We start from the raw sequence: 19,272 nt of genomic DNA, 5'->3' as shown, positions 1-19,272 counted from the left end.
GGCGGGCCGCCCTGCGCGGCCCGCCGTCACAGCGAGCGGGCGCAGCCCACCGGGCGGGTGCCGCCGAGTTGGACGTACAGGGCCGTCGACGGCGGGCACGCGGCGCGGTTTCCCACCGCCTTCACGACCTTGTACCCGGGCTTCTTCTCGCCCTTGCCGTCGCAGGACGTCTCGCGGACCTGCCGGCCGCCGGAGTCGTAGACGCAGTCGCCGACGACCGTGCGGGGGCCGCCTCCGGCGCCCGGGTCGCCGGGGTGCGGCGGGGCGAGGTTGCGCATGCAGGCGTAACCCCGGGGGACCGCGCCGTCGCCGTCCTCGTCCGAGGGGCTCTGCTCACTGATGTGCAGCACGAAGTCCGTGGCGGCCGGGCACGGCGGGCCGTCGCCCACCGCGCCGTCGTGGCGGGCCACCACCCGGGCCGCCGCCCGCTCACCGCCGCACGGCACCTCGGTGAAGCTGGTCGTCCCGAAGGAGCTGCACTCGTCGACCCCGAGGAACACCGTCCCGTAGCCGGAGGGGCGGGTCTGCGCCGGTGACGGTGTCGCCGGCTCGTCCAGCCGGGCCTCCCGCCCCCCGGACTGGCAGCCCGTCACCCACAGCGCCGCCAGCAACGCCGCCCCCACGGCACGTCTCCCACGCATCGCACTCCCCCCGGTTCCCCCGGGTCCAGCGTGACCCGCCGCAGCGGGCGCACGCCAGACGCCGGGGTCGCTTTGGGCCCGTTGGGGGTCGCGCGCCGGGGCCCGGACGTACCGGCGCTACGCCGGATACGACAGCCCGTGCCCTACCGGATACAGCACCCGGGCCGGATCGTCCGCCCGCTGCACCGGCACCGGGAGCCGGCCGCTCGGGGCCACCGCGCCCGCGATCACCCGTGCCGCCGCCCGCAGTTCGACATCCGTCCAGGAGTAGGAGGCCAGGTACGCGCGGACGGCGGGCAGGTGCGCCACGTCGTACGGGTTGCGGGTCGCCACCGCCACCACCGGCTTCCCGGTCGCCAGCAACTGGGCCACCAGTGTCTTCTGCGCGCTCGTCGCGGTCACGTTGTACGTCCCCACCACGATCGCGTCCGCGTCCCCGGCCGCCGCCACCGCGCGCGCGATGGTCGCCGCCGACGGGGCCGTGCCGGTGGACAGCGGGGTCGCCGTGAAGCCGAGTTCGGTGAGGGCCGTGGCGAGGACGCCGGTCGGCGGGCCCGTGGTGCCGGACGGGGACGCCGGGTCGGCGCCGACCACCAGGAGCCTCGCCACGTCGGCCGGGGAGAGCGGCAGCAGGCCGCCCTCGTTGACCAGCAGGGTCGTCGTCCGGTCGGCGATGCGGTCCGCCGCCGCCAGGTGGGCCGGGGCGCCGACGGTGCGGTCCACGGCACGGTGGCCGACGTACGGGTCGCCGAACAGTCCCAGCTTCGCCTTCAGCCGCAGCACCCGCAGGATCGACTCGTCGAGCCGCGCCTCGGTCAGCTCTCCGTCCCGCACCGCCGTCAGCACGGCGTTCCAGGCGACGTCCAGGTTCGGCGGGTTGAGGAGCTGGTCCACGCCCGCCTTCAGCGCCAGCACCGGGACCCGGTCGTCGCCGTACTTCGTGCGGACGCCCTCCATGCCGAGCGCGTCGGTGACCACGACCCCGTCGTAGCCCAGCTCCTCGCGCAGGATGCCGGTGAGGATCGGGCGGGAGAGGGTGGCCGGATCGCCCGAGTCGTCGAGCGCCGGGACCATGATGTGCGCGGTCATGATCGAGTCGATGCCCGCCTCGATCGCGGCCCGGAACGGGGGCGCGTCCAGCTCGTCCCACTGCGCGCGGGTGTGGGTGATGACCGGGAAGCCGTAGTGGCTGTCGACGGCGGTGTCGCCGTGCCCGGGGAAGTGCTTGGCGGTCGCCGCGACCGAGGAGCGCTGGAAGCCGGCGACCTCGGCGGCGACCAGCCGGGACACCGCGGCCGGGTCCGAGCCGAAGGAGCGCACGCCGATGACCGGGTTGGCGGGGTTGACGTTCACGTCGGCGACGGGCGCGTAGTCCTGGCGGATGCCGAGGGCGCGCAGTTCCTTCCCGGCGATCCGGCCGAGGGTGCGGGCGTCGGCGCGCGAGCCGCTCGCGCCGATGGCCATCGCGCCCGGGAAGAGGGTGGCGGGCTTGCCCACGCGGGCGACTATGCCGTGCTCCTGGTCGGTGGAGACCAGGACGGGCAGCCCGCGCGGGAGGTCCAGGGACGCCTTCTGGATGCCGTTGGACAGGTCGGCGATCTGGTGCGGATCGCGGGTGTTGTGCGCCCAGGCGAAGTAGATGATGCCGCCGACGCGGTATTTGGCGATCAGCTCGGCGGCCGTGCGGACGCCGATCTCCTTGAGGTTGGCGTCGATGTCGGCCTGGTCGGGGGCGGTGGCGGAGTGGCCGTAGACCCGCATCACGAAGAGCTGGCCGACCTTCTCCTCGAGCGTCATGCGGGAGATGAGGGAGCGGAGCTTCTTGTCGTCCGCGTGAGCCGTCCCGCCCAGGGCGAGCGTGGCGGCGACTCCCGCGGTGGCGGCGAGGACGGTGCGTCTGGAGGGCAACGTGCGCTCCTTCCGGAGGTGATCCGCTGAAGCAGTTTCAGCGGGGTTCCGCTGAAAGAAACTTCCGAGGAGTCACCAATATCCGGGAAGTTTCTGCCAGTCAAGGGAGTGCACATTAACCCGGGCACCGCGCGTGGTCCGGGAATGAGGGTCCGCCATCGGCGCTGTGGAGGGGGGCGCGCCGATGGCGGAGAGGCTGCCGGCCGCGGTGCGGCGGAGAGGGTGGGTCAGCGTTCGCAGCCAGCAGCGAGGCCGACACCGCACCGTGGTGACTCTCCGACAGCTCGCGTGTTGGACGAGCGGGGGTGGGGGCGGGTTCCCGGCTGTGCGCGAATCGCCGGAAGTCGGGGCGCGGGAGCCGGGTGGGGCGGGTGGGGGGACCGCGGGGTGGCCAGGGGGGATCGCGGGGCGGCTGTGGGGCCGAGGCAGACGGCTGGGGCGGTCGGACCGGGTACGGCTGTGGCGCCGTCAGCTCGCCTTCGCCGGGCCGGAGGTGTCCACGGCGAGGGACACCGCGAGTCCGCCGAGCACCGTGCCCATCACATAGCGCTGCGCCTTCAGCCAGCCGGGGCGCCGGGCCAGGAACACGGCGATGGTTCCGGCCGCCAGCACGATGGAGAGGTTGACCGTCACGGCGACCACGATCTGCACCGAGCCCAGCAGCAGGCCCTGCAGCAGCACATGGCCGGCCTCCAGATCGATGAACTGGGGGATCAGGGACAGGTACATGATGGCGATCTTCGGGTTGAGCAGGTTCGTCACCAGGCCCATCGTGAACAGCCGGCGTGGGGAGTCCGGCGGTACGTCCTTCGGCGCGAACACCGAGATCCCGCCCGGCTTCAGCGCGCTCCAGGCGAGCCAGCCGAGGTAGCAGGCGCCGGCCAGCTTCACGGCGACGTACAGCTGGGGCACCGCGAGGAAGACCACCGACAGGCCGAGGTTCGCCGCCGTCAGATAGACGAGGAAGCCGACCGCGACTCCGCCGAGCGAGATCACTCCGGCGCGTCTGCCCTGGGTGATGCTGCGGGAGACGAGGTAGAGCATGTTCGGCCCCGGCGTGAGCACCATGCCGAGGGCCACGACGAACACACCGAGGACTCCGCTCGCATCGATCATGACAGCTCCCCGTTCCACGGCCGTTGAGGCAATGCACCGAGCATAGGAAGGGGTATTGCCTCGGCGCAATGATGGCATTGCACTCGGTGCAATCCTGTGGTTGGGTGGGGAGCCCCCGAGGCCGACCGACGGGGCCTCACCGGAGGGAGAGTGATCGTGCGGGACTACCGCAGCGTCGCCGACCACGTGGCCGCCGAGATCAGGTCCGGCGCCCTCAAGCCGGGCGACCGGCTCCCCCCGCAGCGCGCCTTCGCCCGCCGGTACGGCATCGCCAACTCCACCGCCACCCGCGTCTACCAGGAGCTCGGCCGCCGCGGACTGACCGTCGGCGAGGTCGGCCGCGGCACCTTCGTCCGCGCCGCCGCGCCCACCGACCCGCCCGCCCTCGGGGAACCCGCCGGCAGCCGGATCGACCTGGAGTTCACCTACCCGGTCGTGCCCGAGCAGTCCGCGCTCCTCGCGGCCGGTCTGGAGGGTCTGCTGCGCGCCGACGCCTTCCACGACGCCCTGCGCCCGGTGGGCCCGGCCGGTGATCCCGCGGTACGCGAGGCGGCAGCCGATCTGCTCACCCGGGGTGGGTGGCGCCCGGACCCCGCGCGGGTGCTGTTCGCCGGGAACGGCCGGCAGGCGCTGTGCGCGGTCTTCGCCGCCCTGGTCCCGCCCGGGGCCCGCCTCGGCGTCGAGGAGCTGACCTACCCCGTGGTCAAGGCCATCGCGGGGCGGCTCGGCATCACCCTCGTCCCGCTCGCCATGGACGACGACGGACTGGTCCCGGAGGCGGTGCAGGAGGCCCACCGGGCGGGCCCCCTGCACGCCGTGTACGCCCAGCCCGTCCTTCACAACCCGCTGTCCCTCTCCATGCCCCCGGCGCGCATGCAACGGCTGGCCGAAGTGCTCCGACGGCTGGACCTCCCGCTGATCGAGGACACCATCTGGGCCTTCCTGCGCGACGAACTGCCCCCGCTGGCCGCCCTGGTGCCCGAGCGGACGGTCCTCGTCGACAGCCTCTCCAAACGGATCGCCCCCGGCCTCTCGCTCGGCTTCGCGGTGGCCCCCGCGCCCCTGCTCGGCGACCTCGCCGCCGCCTTGCGCTCCGGCGGCTGGACCGCCCAGCACTTCCACCTGGAGGCTGCCGCCCGCTGGCAGCGCGAGGGTGTCGTACGACGGCTGGTGCGGGCCAAGCAGAAGGACGCCGCGGCGCGCCAGGAGCTCGCGGCCCGGCAGCTGTCCGGGTTCTCCCTGCGCACGGACCCGCGCTCCTACCACTGCTGGTGGCGGCTGCCCCGCCCCTGGCGCGCCGACACCTTCGTGGCGGCGGCCGCGCGCTACGGCATCGGCGTCCCGCCCGCCGCCGCCTTCACCGTGGGCGACGCCCACGCCCCGAACGCCATCCGCCTCGGCCTCGCCACGCCGCACACCGAAACCCTCACCTCGGCCCTGTCCACCCTGGCCTCCCTGGCCCGCTCCTCCCCGGAGGACCTGGCCACGGACTGAGCGCACGTCTCCTCGTCCGCCGCCGGAGGCATTCGTTCCGCTGCCGGGGACATGGCCGTGGACTGACGAGTCGGGGTCCATCTCGTGGACTTGCGGGCGGCGGGGCGGCGCGGCGGGCGATCATGGGGGCATGCCAGTTGTCGACATTCCCGGTTCCAAGTCCATCACCGCCCGCGCCCTCTTCCTGGCGGCGGCGGCCGACGGAGTCACCACCCTCGTACGGCCGCTGCGGTCGGACGACACCGAGGGCTTCGCCGAAGGTCTGGTGAGCCTCGGTTACCGGGTCGGGCGGACCCCCGACAGCTGGCAGGTGGACGGCCGCCCGCAGGGCCCCGCGGCCGCCGAGGCGGACGTCTACTGCCGGGACGGCGCGACCACCGCCCGCTTCCTGCCCACGCTGGCCGCGGCCGGCCACGGCACCTACCGCTTCGACGCCTCCGAGCAGATGCGCCGCCGTCCGCTGCTGCCGCTCACCCGCGCCCTGCGCGACCTGGGCGTGGACCTGCGCCACGAGGGGCGCGAGGGCCACCACCCCCTGACCGTGGCGGCGAAGGGCGTGGTCGGCGGCGAGGTCACGCTGGACGCCGGCCAGTCCTCCCAGTACCTGACCGCCCTGCTGCTGCTCGGCCCGCTCACCGAGCAGGGCCTGCGCATCCACGTCACCGACCTGGTCTCCGTGCCGTACGTCGAGATCACCCTCGCGATGATGCGGGCCTTCGGGGTGGAGGTGACCCGCGAGGGCTCCGACTTCGTGGTCCCGCCGGGCGGCTACCGGGCCACCACCTACGCCATCGAACCGGACGCCTCGACCGCCAGCTACTTCTTCGCCGCCGCGGCCGTCACCGGCGGCGAGGTGACCGTGCCGGGTCTGGGCCGGGGCGCGCTCCAGGGCGACCTGGGCTTCGTGGAGGTGCTGCGCCGGATGGGCGCGGACGTGGAGATCGGCGCCGACCGCACGACGGTCCGCGGCACCGGCGAACTGCGCGGCCTCACGGTCAACATGCGGGACATCTCCGACACCATGCCCACCCTCGCCGCCATCGCCCCCTTCGCCTCGGGCCCGGTGCGCATCGAGGACGTCGCCAACACCCGGGTGAAGGAGTGCGACCGGCTGGACGCCTGCGCGGAGAACCTCCGGCGGACGGGCGTGCGGGTGGAGACGGGACCCGACTGGATCGAGATCCACCCGGGACCCGTGGAAGGCACCGAGATCACGTCCTACGGCGACCACCGCATCGTCATGTCCTTCGCGGTCACCGGTCTGCGCGTGCCGGGTATCTCGTTCGACGACCCCGGGTGCGTACGCAAGACTTTCCCCGGTTTCCACGAGGAGTTCGGGACGCTGCGCGCGCGGCTGTGAGGGGCGACGGGTGAGCTTCAAGCTGGCAGGACCGGTGCTGGAGGGCGCGTTGGTGCGCCTGGAGCCGCTGGAGAGGCGGCATGCGCCCGGACTGGCCGCGGCGGCCGAGGAGAACCGCGACTCGTACGCGTTCACCTGGGTCCCCACGGCCGCCGAGACCCATGCCTACATCGACGCCCAACTCGCCCGCGCCGCCACCGGCATGCTCGCGCCCTACGCCCAGATCTCCCGGGCGACCGGACGCGTGGTCGGCGCCACCTCCTACTGGGAACCGCGCTCCTGGCGCTCCCCGGACCACCTGGACGCCGTCGAGGTCGGCTTCACCTGGCTCGCCGCCTCGGCGCAGGGCACCGGCGTGAACACCGAGGCCAAGCTCCTGCTGTTCCGGCACGCCTTCGAGGAGTGGCAGGTCTCCCGCGTCGACCTCAAGACCGACGCCCGCAACAGCCGTTCGCGCGCCGCGATCGAGCGCACCGGCGCCCGCTTCGAGGGCATCCTGCGCAACTGGTCCCGCTCCTGGGCCCCGGGCGAGGAAGGCCGCCTGCGCGACTCCGCCATCTACTCGATCACGGCCGACGAATGGCCCGAGCGCCGAGCCCACTTGGAGAAGCGCCTGACCGAGCGGCGCTGAGCGGTTCCTCCGGACCTCGGGCCCGGCCCGCCCGGAACCGCGGCCCCGCTCACTCCCGCTCGCCGCCCGCCCGCAGTTCCGGTGTGGTCGTGGCGACGTAGGCCACCGCGAGGACGCAGAGGATGCCGCCGGTGATCAGGGCCGTCGCTCCGGAGGACCAGCCGGCGACCAGGCCGCCGCGCAGGTTGCCCAGGTGCGGGCCCGCCTGGCCGACTATCTGCTCGGCCGCCGTCACCCGGCCCAGCAGGGCGTCCGGCGTACGGGTCTGCACGATCGTCGTCCGGGACAGCACCGACACGGAGTCCGCCGCCCCCGCCACCACCAGCAGCCCCAGCCCTGCCCAGGCGCTGCTGGTCAGCCCGAACACGGCGAGCGCCGCGCCCCAGACCGCGGCCCCGCAGAGCATGACCGCCCCGGGCCGGGCCCGCCGTGTCACCCAGCCGGACAGGGCGGTGGCGGCCACCCCGCCCACGGCGACGGCGGACAGGAACAGGCCCAGGGTGCGCGGACTGCCGCCGAACCGCTCCTCGTTGATGAGCGGGAACAGGCTCATCGGCATCGCCAGCACGGTCGCCGCGAGGTCGGTGACCAGCGCCCCGCGCACCACCCGGTGGCCGCCCAGGAAGCGCAGTCCGTCCAGCACGCCGTGCAGTCCCGCCCGCGACGGCTCGCCCTCGGGCGGCAGCTCGGGCAGGCCGAAGGCGCCGTAGAAGGACAGGCCGAAGCTGAGGGCGTCGATCAGGTAGCAGACGCCGATGCCGAACCAGCCCAGGAACAGCCCGCCGAGCGCCGGGCCGAGCAGCATCATCGCCTGGGCGGTCACCTGGTTGAGGGCGAGCCCGGCCGCCACCTGGTCCTTGGGCAGCAGCCGCGGCACGAACACCCCCGCCGCCGGTCCGCCGACCGCGCCGAAGCAGGAACCGGCCGCGACCAGGACCAGGATGCCCGCCACCGGCACGTTCCCGGTGAAGGCCTGCACCGCCAGCAGCAGCGAGCACACCGCCTGCCCGACCGTCGCGACCAGGAAGATCCGGCGCCGGTCACCGCGGTCCGCCCAGGACCCGGCGAACAGTCCGACGACCACCAGCGGCAGCGCCTGCGCGAGCCCCACCGCCCCGCTCCACATCGCGCTGTGCGTCATGTCCCACACCTGGAACATGACCGTCACCACGGTCATGAAGCTGCCCAGGACGGACGCCGTGCGCCCGATCAGCAGCCGACGGAAGACGGGGGAGGTGCGCAGCGGCCGTACGTCGAGGAGGGTACGGGCGAGGCTCATGAGGGCATGGCGGAGCGCGGCTGCGCGGGCGGGAGCATGCCCCGGACGCTAACCGGAGGCCCCCGCCCCCGGCCAACGAATTATGCGGAGTCGTTGAGCAGCCGGGCCAGATGGTCGTGCCCGGCGCCGAGCAGGTCCTCCAGCGGTGCCGCCTGCTCGTACCAGCGCTTCTCGTACTCCCAGCACAGCCAGCCGTCCCAGCCGTGCCGGGAGAGCACCTCCACGTACTCGGCGAGCGGCAGTACCCCGGCGCCCAGCGGCAGCGGGGTGGGATCGGCGGCGGAGGAGATGTCCTTGACCTGGACGTAGCCGAGATACGGGGCGAGCGCGGCGTACGACTCCGCGGGCTGCTCGCCGCCCAGCCAGGTGTGCATCACGTCCCACAGCGCCCCCACGTGCCGGTGCCCGACCAGACCCAGCACCCGGATCGCGGCGGCACCGGTGCGGTGCGAGTCGTGCGTCTCCAGCAGGATCCGTACGCCGAGGTCGGCGGCGTACTCGGCGGCGGTGCCGAGCCTGCGGGCGGCCGTCGCGTCGGCGTCCTCGGCGCTCTGCGCGTCCTCGGCGCCGGGGAAGACGCGGACGAAACCGGAGCCGAGGTCGCGGGCGAGCTCGAGCAGGCCGTACAGCTCCTGGAGCACCGGTTCGTCGGGGCCGGGGGCGGCCACCCGGACGTACCCGGCGATGCCGACGACCTCGATGCCGGCCGCCTTGCACGCGGCCGCCGCCGCGACGCGCTCCTCGGGCCCGAGGCCGGGATGCACCGGTTCCTCGGGATGCGCGCGCAACTCGACGCCGTGATAGCCGTGCGCGGACGCGAGCCGCAGCACGTCGGCGAGAGGAAGACCGGGGACACCGAGAGTGGAGAACGCCAGCTTCATGGTCGCGACTCTACGCGTCCCCCGGGCGCCGGTCAGCGCGGGCCCCGGCCGGTGCCGAGCGGCGCCCGCCCGGTGCGGCCGGCTGGTGGGGCCGTCATTCCCCGGTGTCCGTCAGGGACAGGCGCCAGTCCTGGCCGATCAGGTCCTTGCCGAAGGAGCGGTGCGGTTTCTCCGCCGTCAGGACGAAGCCGTGGCGCTGGTAGAGGCGGCGGGCGGCGGCGAGGACGTCATTGGTCCACAGCACCAGGTCCCGGTAGCCGACCCCGCGCGCGAAGTCGACGACCGCGCCGATCAGCCGGTCGCCGGCCCCGAGGCCGCGGGCGTCCGGTTCGACCAGGAGCAGGCGGAGCCGGGCGGTGGCCGGCGCCTCGTCGCGCACGCACATCACGCACCCGACCGGACGCCCGTCCAGCTCGGCGATCCACACCCGCTCCAGGTGCGGGTCGTGGTCCTCGGCGAAGTCCGCGACGATCCGCGCGACCAGCCCCTCGTAGTCGGTGTTCCAGCCGAACTCCGCGGCGTACAGCGCGGCGTTGCGCTGCACGATCCAGCCGAGGTCGCCCGCGACCGGTTCGCGCAGCACGACGTCCTCGCGGCGCGGCGGGCGGCCGGCGGAGAGGATCTCGCGGATCGTGTGCATCGCCTCGGCGAGCCGGGTCCGGTCGGCGGCCGGCACCGCCGACAGCAGCGAGCCAACGGCCTGGTCCGACCGCTCGGCCAGCAGGGCGGCGGTCTCCCGCCCGTGGGCGGTGAGCGTGAACCGGCGGCGCCGGGGATCCTGCGCGGAGGGCGCCCGCTCGACCAGCCCGTCCCGCTCGAACCGGGCCAGGATCCGGCTCAAGTACCCGGAGTCCAGGGACAGTTCGCCGCGCAGATCGGCGGCGTCGGTCCGCGGGGAGTGCGCGAGCTCGTAGAGCACGCGGGCCTCGGTGAGGGTGTACGGGGCGTGCAGATGGCGGCCGTGGTCGAGGGCGCCGATGACGTTCGTGTAGAAGCGGTTGAAGGCGCGGATGTCCTGGACGGTCATGGTCGGCCCGCTCTCCGATGTGCGACGCGGATGTCTGACTCAGTCAGAGATGAGCCTAGAACTCCCGCGCCCTCCCGGCTACCCCTCGGCGGCCGGCCGGAAGACGCACACCTGCGCGCCGGTCCTGGCGGTGGTGGTGGAGCCCAGCTCCATCGGCCGCTTCCCGCCGTCCGGGGGGAACACCGACTTGCCGCCGCCGAGCAGCACCGGCATCACGATGAGCTGGAGCTCGTCGACCAGGCCCTCCTGGATGAGGGTGTGCACCAGGGTGGGGCTGCCCATCATCGCCAGGTCGCCGCCCTCGGCCGCGCGCAGCTCACGGATCCTGCCGACCGCCCCGTCCGCGGGGCCCCCGGGCCGGACCGTTTCCCGGTCCAGCACCGTCTCCACCTGCGGCGCGCCGGTTCAGTTCCGCGGCACCCCGGACGATCCCCGCACCATCAGCTCGCCCCGGATCGTGGCGATGCCCCCGGGCGGCTCCTCCTCGCGGCCCATCGCGATCCGCCCGGCCCGCGCCCCTGCCTCCGACAGCGGCAGCCGCACCGTGGTCAGGGCAGGCACCGCGTCGATGCTGAACGGCAGGTCGTCGAAGCCGGCGACCGAGACGTCCTGCGGGATCCGCAGCCCCGACTCCCGCAGCGCCGCGCAGGCGCCGAGCGCGACGGAGTCGTTCGCGGCGACCACCGCCGTCAGGGTCGGATCGCGGCGCAGGAGTTCCAGCGTGGCCTCGTAACCGGAACGGCGGTCGTAGCGGCCGTGGACCGTCCGGCGGGGGTCGTCCTCGATGCCGTGCGCCTCCAGCGCGGCCCGGTGTCCCTCCAGGCGGTGCCGGGTGGTGGTGCGCTCCTCGGGGCCCGCGATGTAGCCGAGGCGGCGGTGGCCGAGGCCGATGAGGTGCTCGGTGAGTTCCCGGCCGCCCCCGCGGTTCTCGAAGGTCAGCGCGATCGCCCCGGTGTCCGGCGCCGGCGGCCGCCCGCACAGCACCACCCGGGTGCCCGCCTCCGCCAGCTTGCGCAGCTTGGCCGAGACCGCCGCCACGTGCGGCGCGTTCTCCATGGCCCCGCCGGTCAGCACCACGGCCGCCGCCCGCTGCCGCTGCAGCAGGGTCAGATAGGTCAGTTCGCGCTCCGGGGAGCCCCCGGTGTTGCAGACCACGGCCAGCCGCTCGCCGCCGGCGCGTCCGCCGGGGCCGCCGATCTCCGCCTGGATCGCACTCGCCATGATCCCGAAGAAGGGGTCGGCGATGTCGTTGACGAGGATGCCGACCAGGTCGGACGTGGCGGCGGCCAGCGCGCTCGCCGGACCGTTCAGCACGTAGTCCAGCTCGTCCACGGCGCGCAGCACCCGCTCCCGGGTGGACGCGGCGACCGGGTAGTTCCCGTTCAGCACGCGCGACACCGTCGCGGGGGAGACCTGCGCGCGGGCCGCCACGTCCGCCAGGGTCACCGTCATCTCGTCGTCCTCCGGTCGCGCATCGCTCGTACCGCCTCGTACCTCGTACGTGCTCCTAGACAGGCCCCCGCCGCATACGGTTCCGAGGCTGCCGACCAGACCATACGGCCGGGCACCCGGTTTGTTCGCCCCCTCGAACGACTCATCCCCATCACGGTCTTGTACAGACCACTGCTCAGAGGCTAGCTTCAGTCCATATAGAAAGCGCTTGCTGCGCCGGTGGGGCGTCAGCGGACGAAGGGATTGACGTGACACGCAAAACGGTGCGTATCGCCATGAACGGCGTGACCGGGCGCATGGGCTACCGCCAGCACCTCGTCCGCTCGATCCTCGCCCTGCGCGAACAGGGCGGCCTCGACCTCGGCGACGGCACCGTGCTGTGGCCGGAGCCGGTCCTGGTGGGCCGCCGGGCGCACGCGCTCGAGGCGCTCGCCGAGCGGCACGGCCTGGAGCACATCTCCACGGACGTCGACGCGGTCCTCGCCGACCCGGCCGTGGACATCTACTTCGACGCCCAGGTCACCTCCGCCCGCGAGGAGGCGATCAGGAAGGCGATCGCCGCGGGCAAGCACATCTACACCGAGAAGCCCACGGCCACCGGTCTCGAGGGCGCCCTGGAACTGGCCCGGCTGGCCCGCGCGAAGGGCATCAAGCACGGCGTGGTCCAGGACAAGCTCTTCCTCCCCGGCCTGCTCAAGCTCAAGCGGCTCATCGACGGCGGCTTTTTCGGCCGGATCCTCTCCGTGCGCGGCGAGTTCGGCTACTGGGTCTTCGAGGGCGACTGGCAGTCCGCGCAGCGCCCCTCCTGGAACTACCGCGCGCAGGACGGCGGCGGCATCGTCGTCGACATGTTCCCGCACTGGGAGTACGTGCTGCACGAGCTGTTCGGCCGGGTGACGTCCGTCCAGGCGCTCACCGCCACCCACATCCCGCAGCGCTGGGACGAGAACGGCAAGCCCTACGACGCCACCGCCGACGACGCCGCCTACGGCATCTTCGAGCTCGAGGGCGGTGCCGTCGCCCAGATCAACTCCTCCTGGGCGGTGCGCGTGAACCGCGACGAGCTGGTGGAGTTCCAGGTCGACGGCACCGAGGGCTCGGCGGTCGCGGGGCTGCGCACCTGCCGCGCACAGCACCGCTCGGCCACCCCCAAGCCCGTCTGGAACCCCGACATCCCGGCCACCGAGGTCTTCCGCGACCAGTGGCAGGAAGTTCCGGACAACGCCGAGTTCGACAACGGCTTCAAGGCGCAGTGGGAGCTCTTCCTCCGGCACGTCTACGCCGACGCCCCCTACCACTGGGACCTCCTGGCCGGCGCCCGTGGCGTCCAGCTCGCCGAACTGGGCCTGAAGTCCTCGGCCGAGGGCCGCCGCCTCGACGTACCGGAGATCGCGCTGTGACCATCCGACTCCCCGACGCCACCGGGGCCCTGCGGGCCTACGAGCCGCGGCGGGAGCCCGTCGCCGTCACCCCGGGCGCGGCCTTCACCTCTCGTACGGTGTTCTCCGCGGCCCATGTCGTCGCCGATCCCTTCGCCGACGTCAGCCCCGACTCGCCGGCCGCCGTCGACTGGGACGCCACGCTCGCCTTCCGGCGGCACCTGTGGTCGCACGGGCTCGGTGTCGCCGAGGCCATGGACACCGCGCAGCGCGGGATGGGCCTGGACTGGGCGGGCGCCGCCGAGCTGATCCGGCGCAGCGCGGCCGAGGCCCGGGCGGCCGGCGGGCGCATCGCCTGCGGGGTCGGCACCGACCAGCTCGCCGCGGGCACCCTCGACGAGGTCCGCGCCGCCTACGAGGAACAGCTCGCCGTCGTCGAGGAGTCCGGCGCGCAGCCGATCCTCATGGCGTCCCGGGCGCTGGCGGCCGCCGCCCGCGGCCCCGAGGACTACCTGGAGGTGTACGGCCATCTCCTGCGCCAGTCCGCCGAACCCGTGATCCTGCACTGGCTCGGCCCCATGTTCGACCCGGCGCTGGAGGGCTACTGGGGCTCCTCCGACCTCGACGCGGCCACCGACACCTTCCTGGAGGTCATCGCCGCCCACCCCGACAAGGTCGACGGCATCAAGGTCTCCCTGTTGGACGCGCAGCGCGAGATCGACCTGCGCCGGCGGCTCCCGCAGGGCGTGCGCTGCTACACCGGCGACGACTTCAACTACCCGGAGCTGATCGCCGGGGACGAGAAGGGCTTCAGCCACGCCCTGCTCGGCATCTTCGATCCGCTCGGCCCGCTGGCGGCGGAGGCGGTCCGGGTCCTGGACACGGGGGACGCCAAGGGCTTCCGGGAACTCCTCGATCCGACCGTCGAGCTGTCCCGCCACCTCTTCCAGCCGCCGACCCGGTTCTACAAGACCGGCGTGGTGCTGCTGGCCTGGCTCGCGGGCCACCAGGACCACTTCACGATGGTCGGCGGCCTGCAGTCGGCCCGCTCGCTCCCGCACCTCGCCCGCGCCTACGAACTCGCCGACGGCCTGGGCCTGTTCCCGGACCCGGGACGTGCCGAGGAACGGATGCGGAACCTGTTGTCGACGTACGGGGTGAACCAGTGACGGACCTGGCGCGTTTCTCCATCAACCAGATGACGGTCAAGCAGCTGTCGATGCCGGAACTGGTCGACGCGTGCGCACAGCTGGGCGTCGTCAACGTCGGCCTGTGGCGGGAGCCCGTCCAGGCGTACGGCCTGGAGGCGACGGCCAAGGCGGTCCGGGACGCGGGGCTGACGGTCACCACCCTGTGCCGCGGCGGGTTCCTCACGGCGATCGACGCGCCGGAGCGGGCCAGGGCGCTGGACGACAACCGGCGGGCCGTCGAGGAGGCGGCCACCCTGGGCACGGACACCCTCGTCCTGGTCTCCGGCGGTCTCCCGGCGGGCTCGAAGGACCTGCGCGGCGCGCGGGAGCGGATCGCCGACGCGCTGGCGGTCCTGGGCCCGTACGCCGAGGACCACGGGGTACGGCTGGCCATCGAGCCGCTGCACCCGATGTACGCCGCCGACCGCTGCGTGGTCTCCACCCTCGCCCAGGCCCTGGACCTCGCCGAACGCTTCCCCGCCCGGCAGGTCGGCGTCACGGTGGACACGTACCACATCTGGTGGGACGACGACGCGCCCGCGCAGATCGCCCGGGCGGGCGCGGGCGGACGGCTCCACACCTTCCAACTCGCCGACTGGACCACGCCGTTGCCCGAGGGCGTGCTCACCGGCCGCGGTCAGATCGGCGACGGCTCGATCGACATGCGCGAGTGGCAGGGGTACGTCGAGGCGGCCGGCTACACCGGCGCCATCGAGGTGGAGCTCTTCAACGACGGCCTGTGGGCACGGGACGGCCGGGAGGTGCTGGCGGAGACCGCGGCCCGGTTCGCGGCGCACACGGGGTAGCGCCCAGGAGTCGGCGCGGCCGGGGCGAGCGGGCCGGGGCCGGGCCCGAACGTCTCACGGCCTCGCCGCTCCGGGGCTCACTGCGGCGGGAGCAGCGGGCCGAGCGGGCCCAGGTCGAGGTTGAGGTCCTCCAGGGTGAGGCCCCAGTGGTCGCACAGTTCGGCCATCCGGTCGTGCAGCAGCATCAGCGTCAGGCCGAGCCGCTCCTCCTGCTCCTCCGTCAGGTCGCCCTGGTCCACCCGGTGCAGGGCCTGCCGCTCCATCAGCTGGCGCACCAGCTCCACCAGGGTGAGGACCAGCCGGACCAGGTCCCGTTCCACGGTGTCCGGGTCGGCGTGCAGCCGTCGCGCGGCGGACTGTCCGGCGGGCGGCGGCGTGAGGTCGGCCGGCCGGGCCGGCAGCAGCGAGAACGCGCGGCCGGCGGCCTCGGCCACTTCCCGCAGCCGGTCGGCGGACGGCCGGTCAGCCGGGCCCGTCACCGTCGCCGCCCAGTTCCGTGCCGGAGGGTGCCGGCGGCACCGGTACCCACTGCTGCGCCAGCTGGTCGCGGACGGCGACCACCACCGCGCGCAGCGAGATCCGCACCAGGTCGATGTCGGCGATCGACAGCACGACATCCCCGGTGATCACCACCCCGCCGCTCAGCAGCCGGTCGAGCAGGTCGATCAGCGCCACCTGCCGCTGGCTGATCGGCCGGCCGTCGTACGGAACGGGGCCGTACCCGCTCATCACGGCCCGCCCCCTTCGGGCAGCGCCCCGAAGGAGTACGGCGCCCAGGGGCCGGTCACCTCCACCCGGACACCGGGCAGGCCGTCGGCGCAGACGTGGCTCAGCTGCCCGCTCACGGCTCCTGGTCCCCGTCCTCGGGATCCTTCGGCCTGCGCCGGGGGCGCCGCGGCTCCCGGCCGGGCTCCCGTTCCGTCTTCTCCGGGGCACGTTCCGCCTTCTCCGGGGCACGCGGCCGGCGGGAGGCGTCCGAAGACCGCCGGGGAAGCTCGGCCGGGGACTCCTCGGCGCGGCGGCGCAGCTCCTCCACCTCGGCGCGCAGCTTCCTGTTCTGCGCCTCCAGGCTGTTGCGGCCGCCGTTCGCGCGCGAGGACAGATAGGGATCGTTCTCCCACCAGTCGATGCCGATCTCCTTGGCCTTGTCCACGGAGGCCACGAGGAGACGGAGCTTGATGGTGAGCAGCTCGATGTCGAGCAGGTTGATCCGGATGTCGCCGACGATGACGATGCCCTTGTCGAGGACGCGTTCGAGGATGTCGGCCAGATTCGACCCGCCCTGCTGCTGACCGTAGGGGGACAGGGACGGGGACAGGCCGCCGGACCGCGGCTCGGGCTGGGTCACGACGGCCTCGGCCCGTCGTCGCGGCCCGGTTCCGGCTCCTCGCCCTTGGGGCCCTGCTGCCCGATGTCCTTGGCCTCGTCGACCACGGCGTCCTTCGCCCGCGCGGCGGTCGAGGCCGGCTTCTTGCCCGCCGGCAGATGATCGCGGACCTGCCGGGCGCCCCGGCCCGCCGCCTTGGTCAGGCCGCCTGGACCGATCTGCCCCTTGCCGAGCCGTTGCGCGCCCTCGCCCAGCTGAGGTGCCGTGCCCTGTCCCGCGGTCTTGGGCTCAGCCATCGTCCGGCCTCCTCGCTCGTGAGCCGGCGCTCTTCGTGCGGCTGCGCGCGGACGACGACGTCTTCTTCGCGGCCTGGCCCGTCTTCGGGGCTCGCCCCGAGTCCCGGCGCGCCTTCGCGCGAGGCTTCTCCTCCTCGTCGGAGTTCGGCTCCTCGTCGGCGTCCAGCTCCTCCTCGGTGTCCGGCTCCTCTTCCTCGTCGGACGCTTCGGTCTCGGCGGTGCCCTCCTCCTCGTCCGCGTCCTCGTCCGTCTCCTCCTCCGCCTCCTCGTCCTCCGCCGTGTCCTGCTCCTCCGCCTCCTCGTCCTCCGCCGTGTCCTGCTCCTCCGCCTCCTCGTCCTCCGCCTGCTGCCGCAACCCGCTGGTGCGTGCGTGCAGCGCGTCGGCCAGGCTGTCGGCCTGCGCCTTCAGCACCGTGGTGGCCGCCGCCTTCCCCGCACCGCCCAGTTCGGTCCGTACCTGCTGGGCAAGGGTGTTGACGAGGGGAGACTCCTGGAGGGTCTTGCCGACCTGCACGGGATTGACCCGCGACCCGGCGAGCATCGCCCCCATCCCGATCGCGAGCTTGCCCTTCTTCGTCCGGCCCAGCAGATAGCCGCCCAGAAGGGCCGCGCCGATCTTGGCGTTGTTCATGACCTGCCCTCTCTCCTCGCCCACCTGCCGCCGCAGCCGGTCCCGCGCGTCACGGTCCGCCCGGCCCGGCCTGTCGCAGCTGGTAGGCCCTGATCTCCTCCAGGCGGTGCAGCAGTGCCGTCTCCCGCTCCGCGAACTCCTCCTCGTCGACCTCGCCCCGCTCCCGGGCCCGCTCCAGGTTGATGAGCCCCTCCTGCACCGGAGCCGGGTCGTAGTACTCGTCCTCGGCGGTACGGACGACCTTGTCGAGCACCCAGCCCACGCCCCGCACGGGCGCGAACGGCAGCAGCAGGATCCCGCTGACCAGTCCCACGACGCCTCCTTCCGGCTCACACGAAGCTGTACGGCGGCAGGGGTCCCCGCAGCCGGAGCTCCACGCCCTCGCCGTAGCGTTCGGCCAGTTCGCGGCAGGCCTCGGTGAACTCCTCGGACCGCTCGTCGTCGATCAGGAACGAGGCGTTGACGAAGTACTGCTGGGACGGCGGCGCCACCTTCTCGGCGGCCGCGAGGGGCCGCAGCGCGGACAGGACCTCCCCGGCCAGCGCATCCTGCCGGTTCTGCACCTCCTGGGCGACCAGCTCGCCGAGGGCCAGCCGGTCCTCGTAGACGCCCTCGCCCGCGCGCGTCCGCTCGTTCAGCTCCCGGGCCCGCGGGTTGTCCCGGAGGACCGCGGCCAGCACGGCGTCCTCGTCCTGGATGCCCTTGAGGTTGTACTCCGCGCGCCCGGTGAGCTCGTCGATGCGCTGGGAGAACTCCTCCGCCCGCTGCTCCAGCAGGGCGCTCACGCTGTCCTCGTCCGGGGCGAGGAACCCGAAGCCCAGCGGCAGGACGGGACCTTCGGTCCACAGTCCCTCCACCACCCCGAAGTGCCCTCGGAGGTCGTCGCGGGAGACCGAGAGCTCCTCGGGAGCCTCGCTGACGACGGCGCACACGGAGTCGGCGCGCACCACGCGCGGTTCGGCGGGAACCTTGCCCACACCCTCGAGGCCGTCCAGCCGCAACGGGTGGGACTCCTTGGTGATCGCGTACACGTACACGGACATCGCCCGCTCACTCCTCCCGGTCCCGCGCGGACTCCCGGCTCCTCGTGGCGCGCCGTTCGGAGCCGCGCTCGGCGCGCTCGGGCTCCTTCTCGCGGCCCTTGCCGAGCGATTCGCTGACGGCCTCCGCCGCACCGCTCAGCGCCCCCTTGCTCTTGCCCTTGGCCCCGCTCTCCAGCGTGCCCCCGACGACATCGGTCAGCTGCGCCGGAGCCTTGCGGCCCGACTCCAGATCCAGCCGGTTGCACGCCTCGGCGAAGCGGAGATAGGTGTCGACGCTGGCGACGACGACCCGTACGTCGATCTTCGCGATCTCGATGCCCACCAGGGAGACCCGCACGAAGGCGTCGATGACCAGACCCCGGTCCAGGACGAGTTCCAGTACGTCGTAGAGGTTGCCGGAACCGCCCCCGCTGCTGCCTTGCTGCGGCACTACAGTCACGGTGTCTTCCCTTCCAGCGAAGGGGAACCGGTCTACCGGCCGTCCGTTCTGTCGATCTGCGAGCGCGTGTAGCGGCGCCCGCGGTCGTACGCCAGCAGCTGCCCCGCCGGGTCCAGCACCACGTGGTAACTGGCCATCACGCTGGACGTCTCGGGGATGCGTTCGAGCTCCACGACCTCGACGTCGGCTTCCCAGCCGTCGTCGGTCGGCTTCAGCGACGAGACGGACTCCGGAGCCCTGCCCAGCAACTCGCTGAGCTGCTCGATGGCACTGCGCATGGCGGCCGGCGCGGACACCCGCTCCTCGGGGGACGCCTGCTGCGACGAAGGACGAGCCTTCTTCGGCTCACGGTCGCTCGTGATCATTCACCTC

General features: G+C 73.4%; 23 protein-coding genes and 1 pseudogene. 6 read left to right on the top strand and 18 right to left on the bottom strand.

Features of this window, described 5'->3' with window-relative positions:
• Positions 1 to 26 precede the first annotated feature (26 nt).
• The 3 genes from M8H82_RS30160 to M8H82_RS30150 form a co-directional block, all read right to left on the bottom strand.
• The gene (locus M8H82_RS30160; RefSeq protein ID WP_250078243.1) at positions 27 to 641 is read right to left on the bottom strand and encodes a hypothetical protein; all 615 of its coding nucleotides are present in this window, start codon (positions 639 to 641) and stop codon (positions 27 to 29) included.
• 117 nt (positions 642 to 758) lie between these two features.
• Positions 759 to 2,549, bottom strand: coding sequence for a glycoside hydrolase family 3 protein (locus M8H82_RS30155; RefSeq protein ID WP_250078242.1), 1,791 nt, complete (start codon positions 2,547 to 2,549; stop codon positions 759 to 761).
• Between the two features lie 468 nt (positions 2,550 to 3,017).
• Positions 3,018 to 3,665: a LysE family translocator gene (locus M8H82_RS30150; RefSeq protein ID WP_250078241.1), complete on the bottom strand. Its 648-nt coding sequence runs from the start codon at positions 3,663 to 3,665 to the stop codon at positions 3,018 to 3,020.
• Between the two features lie 156 nt (positions 3,666 to 3,821).
• Here M8H82_RS30150 and M8H82_RS30145 point away from each other — a divergent pair, with 156 nt between their 5' ends.
• The 3 genes from M8H82_RS30145 to M8H82_RS30135 all read left to right on the top strand — a co-directional run bounded on the left by M8H82_RS30145 (position 3,822) and on the right by M8H82_RS30135 (position 7,150).
• Complete coding sequence (locus M8H82_RS30145) at positions 3,822 to 5,159, top strand: PLP-dependent aminotransferase family protein (protein WP_250078240.1); 1,338 nt, start codon at positions 3,822 to 3,824, stop codon at positions 5,157 to 5,159.
• A gap of 130 nt (positions 5,160 to 5,289) precedes the next feature.
• Positions 5,290 to 6,519, top strand: coding sequence for a 3-phosphoshikimate 1-carboxyvinyltransferase (gene aroA / locus M8H82_RS30140; RefSeq protein WP_250078239.1), 1,230 nt, complete (start codon positions 5,290 to 5,292; stop codon positions 6,517 to 6,519).
• A 10-nt stretch (positions 6,520 to 6,529) separates the two neighbouring features.
• Positions 6,530 to 7,150 (top strand): GNAT family N-acetyltransferase, encoded by a 621-nt coding sequence (locus M8H82_RS30135; protein ID WP_250078238.1) that lies wholly within the window; start codon positions 6,530 to 6,532, stop codon positions 7,148 to 7,150.
• A gap of 49 nt (positions 7,151 to 7,199) precedes the next feature.
• Here M8H82_RS30135 and M8H82_RS30130 read toward each other — a convergent pair whose 3' ends face one another.
• The 5 genes and pseudogenes from M8H82_RS30130 to M8H82_RS30110 form a co-directional block, all read right to left on the bottom strand.
• Positions 7,200 to 8,429: an MFS transporter gene (locus M8H82_RS30130; RefSeq protein WP_250078237.1), complete on the bottom strand. Its 1,230-nt coding sequence runs from the start codon at positions 8,427 to 8,429 to the stop codon at positions 7,200 to 7,202.
• Between the two features lie 80 nt (positions 8,430 to 8,509).
• Positions 8,510 to 9,310, bottom strand: coding sequence for a sugar phosphate isomerase/epimerase (locus M8H82_RS30125; protein WP_250078236.1), 801 nt, complete (start codon positions 9,308 to 9,310; stop codon positions 8,510 to 8,512).
• Positions 9,311 to 9,404: 94 nt separating this feature from the next.
• Positions 9,405 to 10,337, bottom strand: coding sequence for a helix-turn-helix domain-containing GNAT family N-acetyltransferase (locus M8H82_RS30120; RefSeq protein WP_250078235.1), 933 nt, complete (start codon positions 10,335 to 10,337; stop codon positions 9,405 to 9,407).
• A 78-nt stretch (positions 10,338 to 10,415) separates the two neighbouring features.
• Positions 10,416 to 10,685: pseudogene (locus tag M8H82_RS30115) on the bottom strand (dihydrofolate reductase family protein); the annotation flags it as partial.
• Between the two features lie 57 nt (positions 10,686 to 10,742).
• The gene (locus M8H82_RS30110; protein ID WP_250078234.1) at positions 10,743 to 11,789 is read right to left on the bottom strand and encodes a LacI family DNA-binding transcriptional regulator; all 1,047 of its coding nucleotides are present in this window, start codon (positions 11,787 to 11,789) and stop codon (positions 10,743 to 10,745) included.
• A gap of 248 nt (positions 11,790 to 12,037) precedes the next feature.
• Here M8H82_RS30110 and M8H82_RS30105 point away from each other — a divergent pair, with 248 nt between their 5' ends.
• The 3 genes from M8H82_RS30105 to M8H82_RS30095 are packed head-to-tail and all read left to right on the top strand — an operon-like array spanning position 12,038 to position 15,164.
• The gene (locus tag M8H82_RS30105) at positions 12,038 to 13,189 is read left to right on the top strand and encodes a Gfo/Idh/MocA family protein (RefSeq protein WP_250078233.1); all 1,152 of its coding nucleotides are present in this window, start codon (positions 12,038 to 12,040) and stop codon (positions 13,187 to 13,189) included.
• Positions 13,186 to 14,337 carry a dihydrodipicolinate synthase family protein gene (locus M8H82_RS30100; RefSeq protein WP_250078232.1) on the top strand — a complete coding sequence of 384 codons (1,152 nt, stop codon included), beginning with the start codon at positions 13,186 to 13,188 and terminating at the stop codon, positions 14,335 to 14,337. The genes M8H82_RS30105 and M8H82_RS30100 overlap by 4 nt, the downstream gene beginning before the upstream one ends.
• Positions 14,334 to 15,164, top strand: coding sequence for a sugar phosphate isomerase/epimerase family protein (locus tag M8H82_RS30095; RefSeq protein ID WP_250078231.1), 831 nt, complete (start codon positions 14,334 to 14,336; stop codon positions 15,162 to 15,164). The genes M8H82_RS30100 and M8H82_RS30095 overlap by 4 nt, the downstream gene beginning before the upstream one ends.
• Positions 15,165 to 15,241: 77 nt before the next feature.
• On the opposite strand, the gene M8H82_RS30090 is transcribed toward M8H82_RS30095, so the two are convergent.
• The 10 genes from M8H82_RS30090 to M8H82_RS30045 are packed head-to-tail and all read right to left on the bottom strand — an operon-like array spanning position 15,242 to position 19,265.
• Complete coding sequence (locus M8H82_RS30090) at positions 15,242 to 15,643, bottom strand: gas vesicle protein K (RefSeq protein ID WP_250078230.1); 402 nt, start codon at positions 15,641 to 15,643, stop codon at positions 15,242 to 15,244.
• Complete coding sequence (locus M8H82_RS30085; protein WP_250078229.1) at positions 15,627 to 15,893, bottom strand: gas vesicle protein; 267 nt, start codon at positions 15,891 to 15,893, stop codon at positions 15,627 to 15,629. Before M8H82_RS30085 ends, M8H82_RS30090 begins: the two co-directional genes overlap by 17 nt.
• A complete protein-coding gene (locus tag M8H82_RS30080) occupies positions 15,893 to 16,009 on the bottom strand; it encodes a GvpL/GvpF family gas vesicle protein (protein WP_250078228.1) in 117 nt (38 codons plus the stop codon). The genes M8H82_RS30085 and M8H82_RS30080 overlap by 1 nt, the downstream gene beginning before the upstream one ends.
• A complete protein-coding gene (locus tag M8H82_RS30075) occupies positions 16,006 to 16,512 on the bottom strand; it encodes a gas vesicle protein (RefSeq protein ID WP_374211715.1) in 507 nt (168 codons plus the stop codon). The genes M8H82_RS30080 and M8H82_RS30075 overlap by 4 nt, the downstream gene beginning before the upstream one ends.
• On the bottom strand, positions 16,509 to 16,787 hold the full coding sequence (locus M8H82_RS30070; protein WP_250078227.1) for a hypothetical protein: 279 nt from the start codon (positions 16,785 to 16,787) through the stop codon (positions 16,509 to 16,511). The genes M8H82_RS30075 and M8H82_RS30070 overlap by 4 nt, the downstream gene beginning before the upstream one ends.
• Positions 16,780 to 17,418: an ABC transporter substrate-binding protein gene (locus M8H82_RS30065; protein WP_250078226.1), complete on the bottom strand. Its 639-nt coding sequence runs from the start codon at positions 17,416 to 17,418 to the stop codon at positions 16,780 to 16,782. The genes M8H82_RS30070 and M8H82_RS30065 overlap by 8 nt, the downstream gene beginning before the upstream one ends.
• Positions 17,419 to 17,467: 49 nt before the next feature.
• Entirely contained in the window at positions 17,468 to 17,731 is a 264-nt protein-coding gene (locus M8H82_RS30060) for a gas vesicle protein GvpG (RefSeq protein ID WP_250078225.1), read from the bottom strand.
• Positions 17,732 to 17,747: 16 nt separating this feature from the next.
• Entirely contained in the window at positions 17,748 to 18,461 is a 714-nt protein-coding gene (locus M8H82_RS30055; protein WP_250078224.1) for a GvpL/GvpF family gas vesicle protein, read from the bottom strand.
• A 7-nt stretch (positions 18,462 to 18,468) separates the two neighbouring features.
• Positions 18,469 to 18,900 (bottom strand): gas vesicle structural protein GvpA, encoded by a 432-nt coding sequence (locus M8H82_RS30050; protein WP_250078223.1) that lies wholly within the window; start codon positions 18,898 to 18,900, stop codon positions 18,469 to 18,471.
• Positions 18,901 to 18,932: 32 nt separating this feature from the next.
• Complete coding sequence (locus M8H82_RS30045; RefSeq protein ID WP_284049508.1) at positions 18,933 to 19,265, bottom strand: gas vesicle protein; 333 nt, start codon at positions 19,263 to 19,265, stop codon at positions 18,933 to 18,935.
• Positions 19,266 to 19,272: the final 7 nt, after the last annotated feature.

The organism is Streptomyces sp. YS415, from assembly GCF_023544665.1.
Classification (GTDB): Bacteria; Actinomycetota; Actinomycetes; order Streptomycetales; family Streptomycetaceae; genus Streptomyces.
This window is presented reverse-complemented; position numbering and strand designations above follow the sequence as displayed.

Bases quoted from the DNA above. Each gene is read 5' to 3' on its own strand.
- M8H82_RS30110 (WP_250078234.1), bottom strand. From the start codon at position 11,789: ATGACGGTGACCCTGGCGGACGTGGCGGCCCGCGCGCAGGTCTCCCCC.
- M8H82_RS30130 (WP_250078237.1), bottom strand. From the start codon at position 8,429: ATGAGCCTCGCCCGTACCCTCCTCGACGTACGGCCGCTGCGCACCTCC.
- M8H82_RS30120 (WP_250078235.1), bottom strand. From the start codon at position 10,337: ATGACCGTCCAGGACATCCGCGCCTTCAACCGCTTCTACACGAACGTC.
- M8H82_RS30160 (WP_250078243.1), bottom strand. From the start codon at position 641: ATGCGTGGGAGACGTGCCGTGGGGGCGGCGTTGCTGGCGGCGCTGTGG.
- M8H82_RS30125 (WP_250078236.1), bottom strand. From the start codon at position 9,310: ATGAAGCTGGCGTTCTCCACTCTCGGTGTCCCCGGTCTTCCTCTCGCC.
- M8H82_RS30070 (WP_250078227.1), bottom strand. From the start codon at position 16,787: ATGGCTGAGCCCAAGACCGCGGGACAGGGCACGGCACCTCAGCTGGGC.
- M8H82_RS30150 (WP_250078241.1), bottom strand. From the start codon at position 3,665: ATGATCGATGCGAGCGGAGTCCTCGGTGTGTTCGTCGTGGCCCTCGGC.
- M8H82_RS30085 (WP_250078229.1), bottom strand. From the start codon at position 15,893: ATGAGCGGGTACGGCCCCGTTCCGTACGACGGCCGGCCGATCAGCCAG.
- aroA (WP_250078239.1), top strand. From the start codon at position 5,290: ATGCCAGTTGTCGACATTCCCGGTTCCAAGTCCATCACCGCCCGCGCC.
- M8H82_RS30045 (WP_284049508.1), bottom strand. From the start codon at position 19,265: ATGATCACGAGCGACCGTGAGCCGAAGAAGGCTCGTCCTTCGTCGCAG.
- M8H82_RS30065 (WP_250078226.1), bottom strand. From the start codon at position 17,418: ATGAACAACGCCAAGATCGGCGCGGCCCTTCTGGGCGGCTATCTGCTG.
- M8H82_RS30055 (WP_250078224.1), bottom strand. From the start codon at position 18,461: ATGTCCGTGTACGTGTACGCGATCACCAAGGAGTCCCACCCGTTGCGG.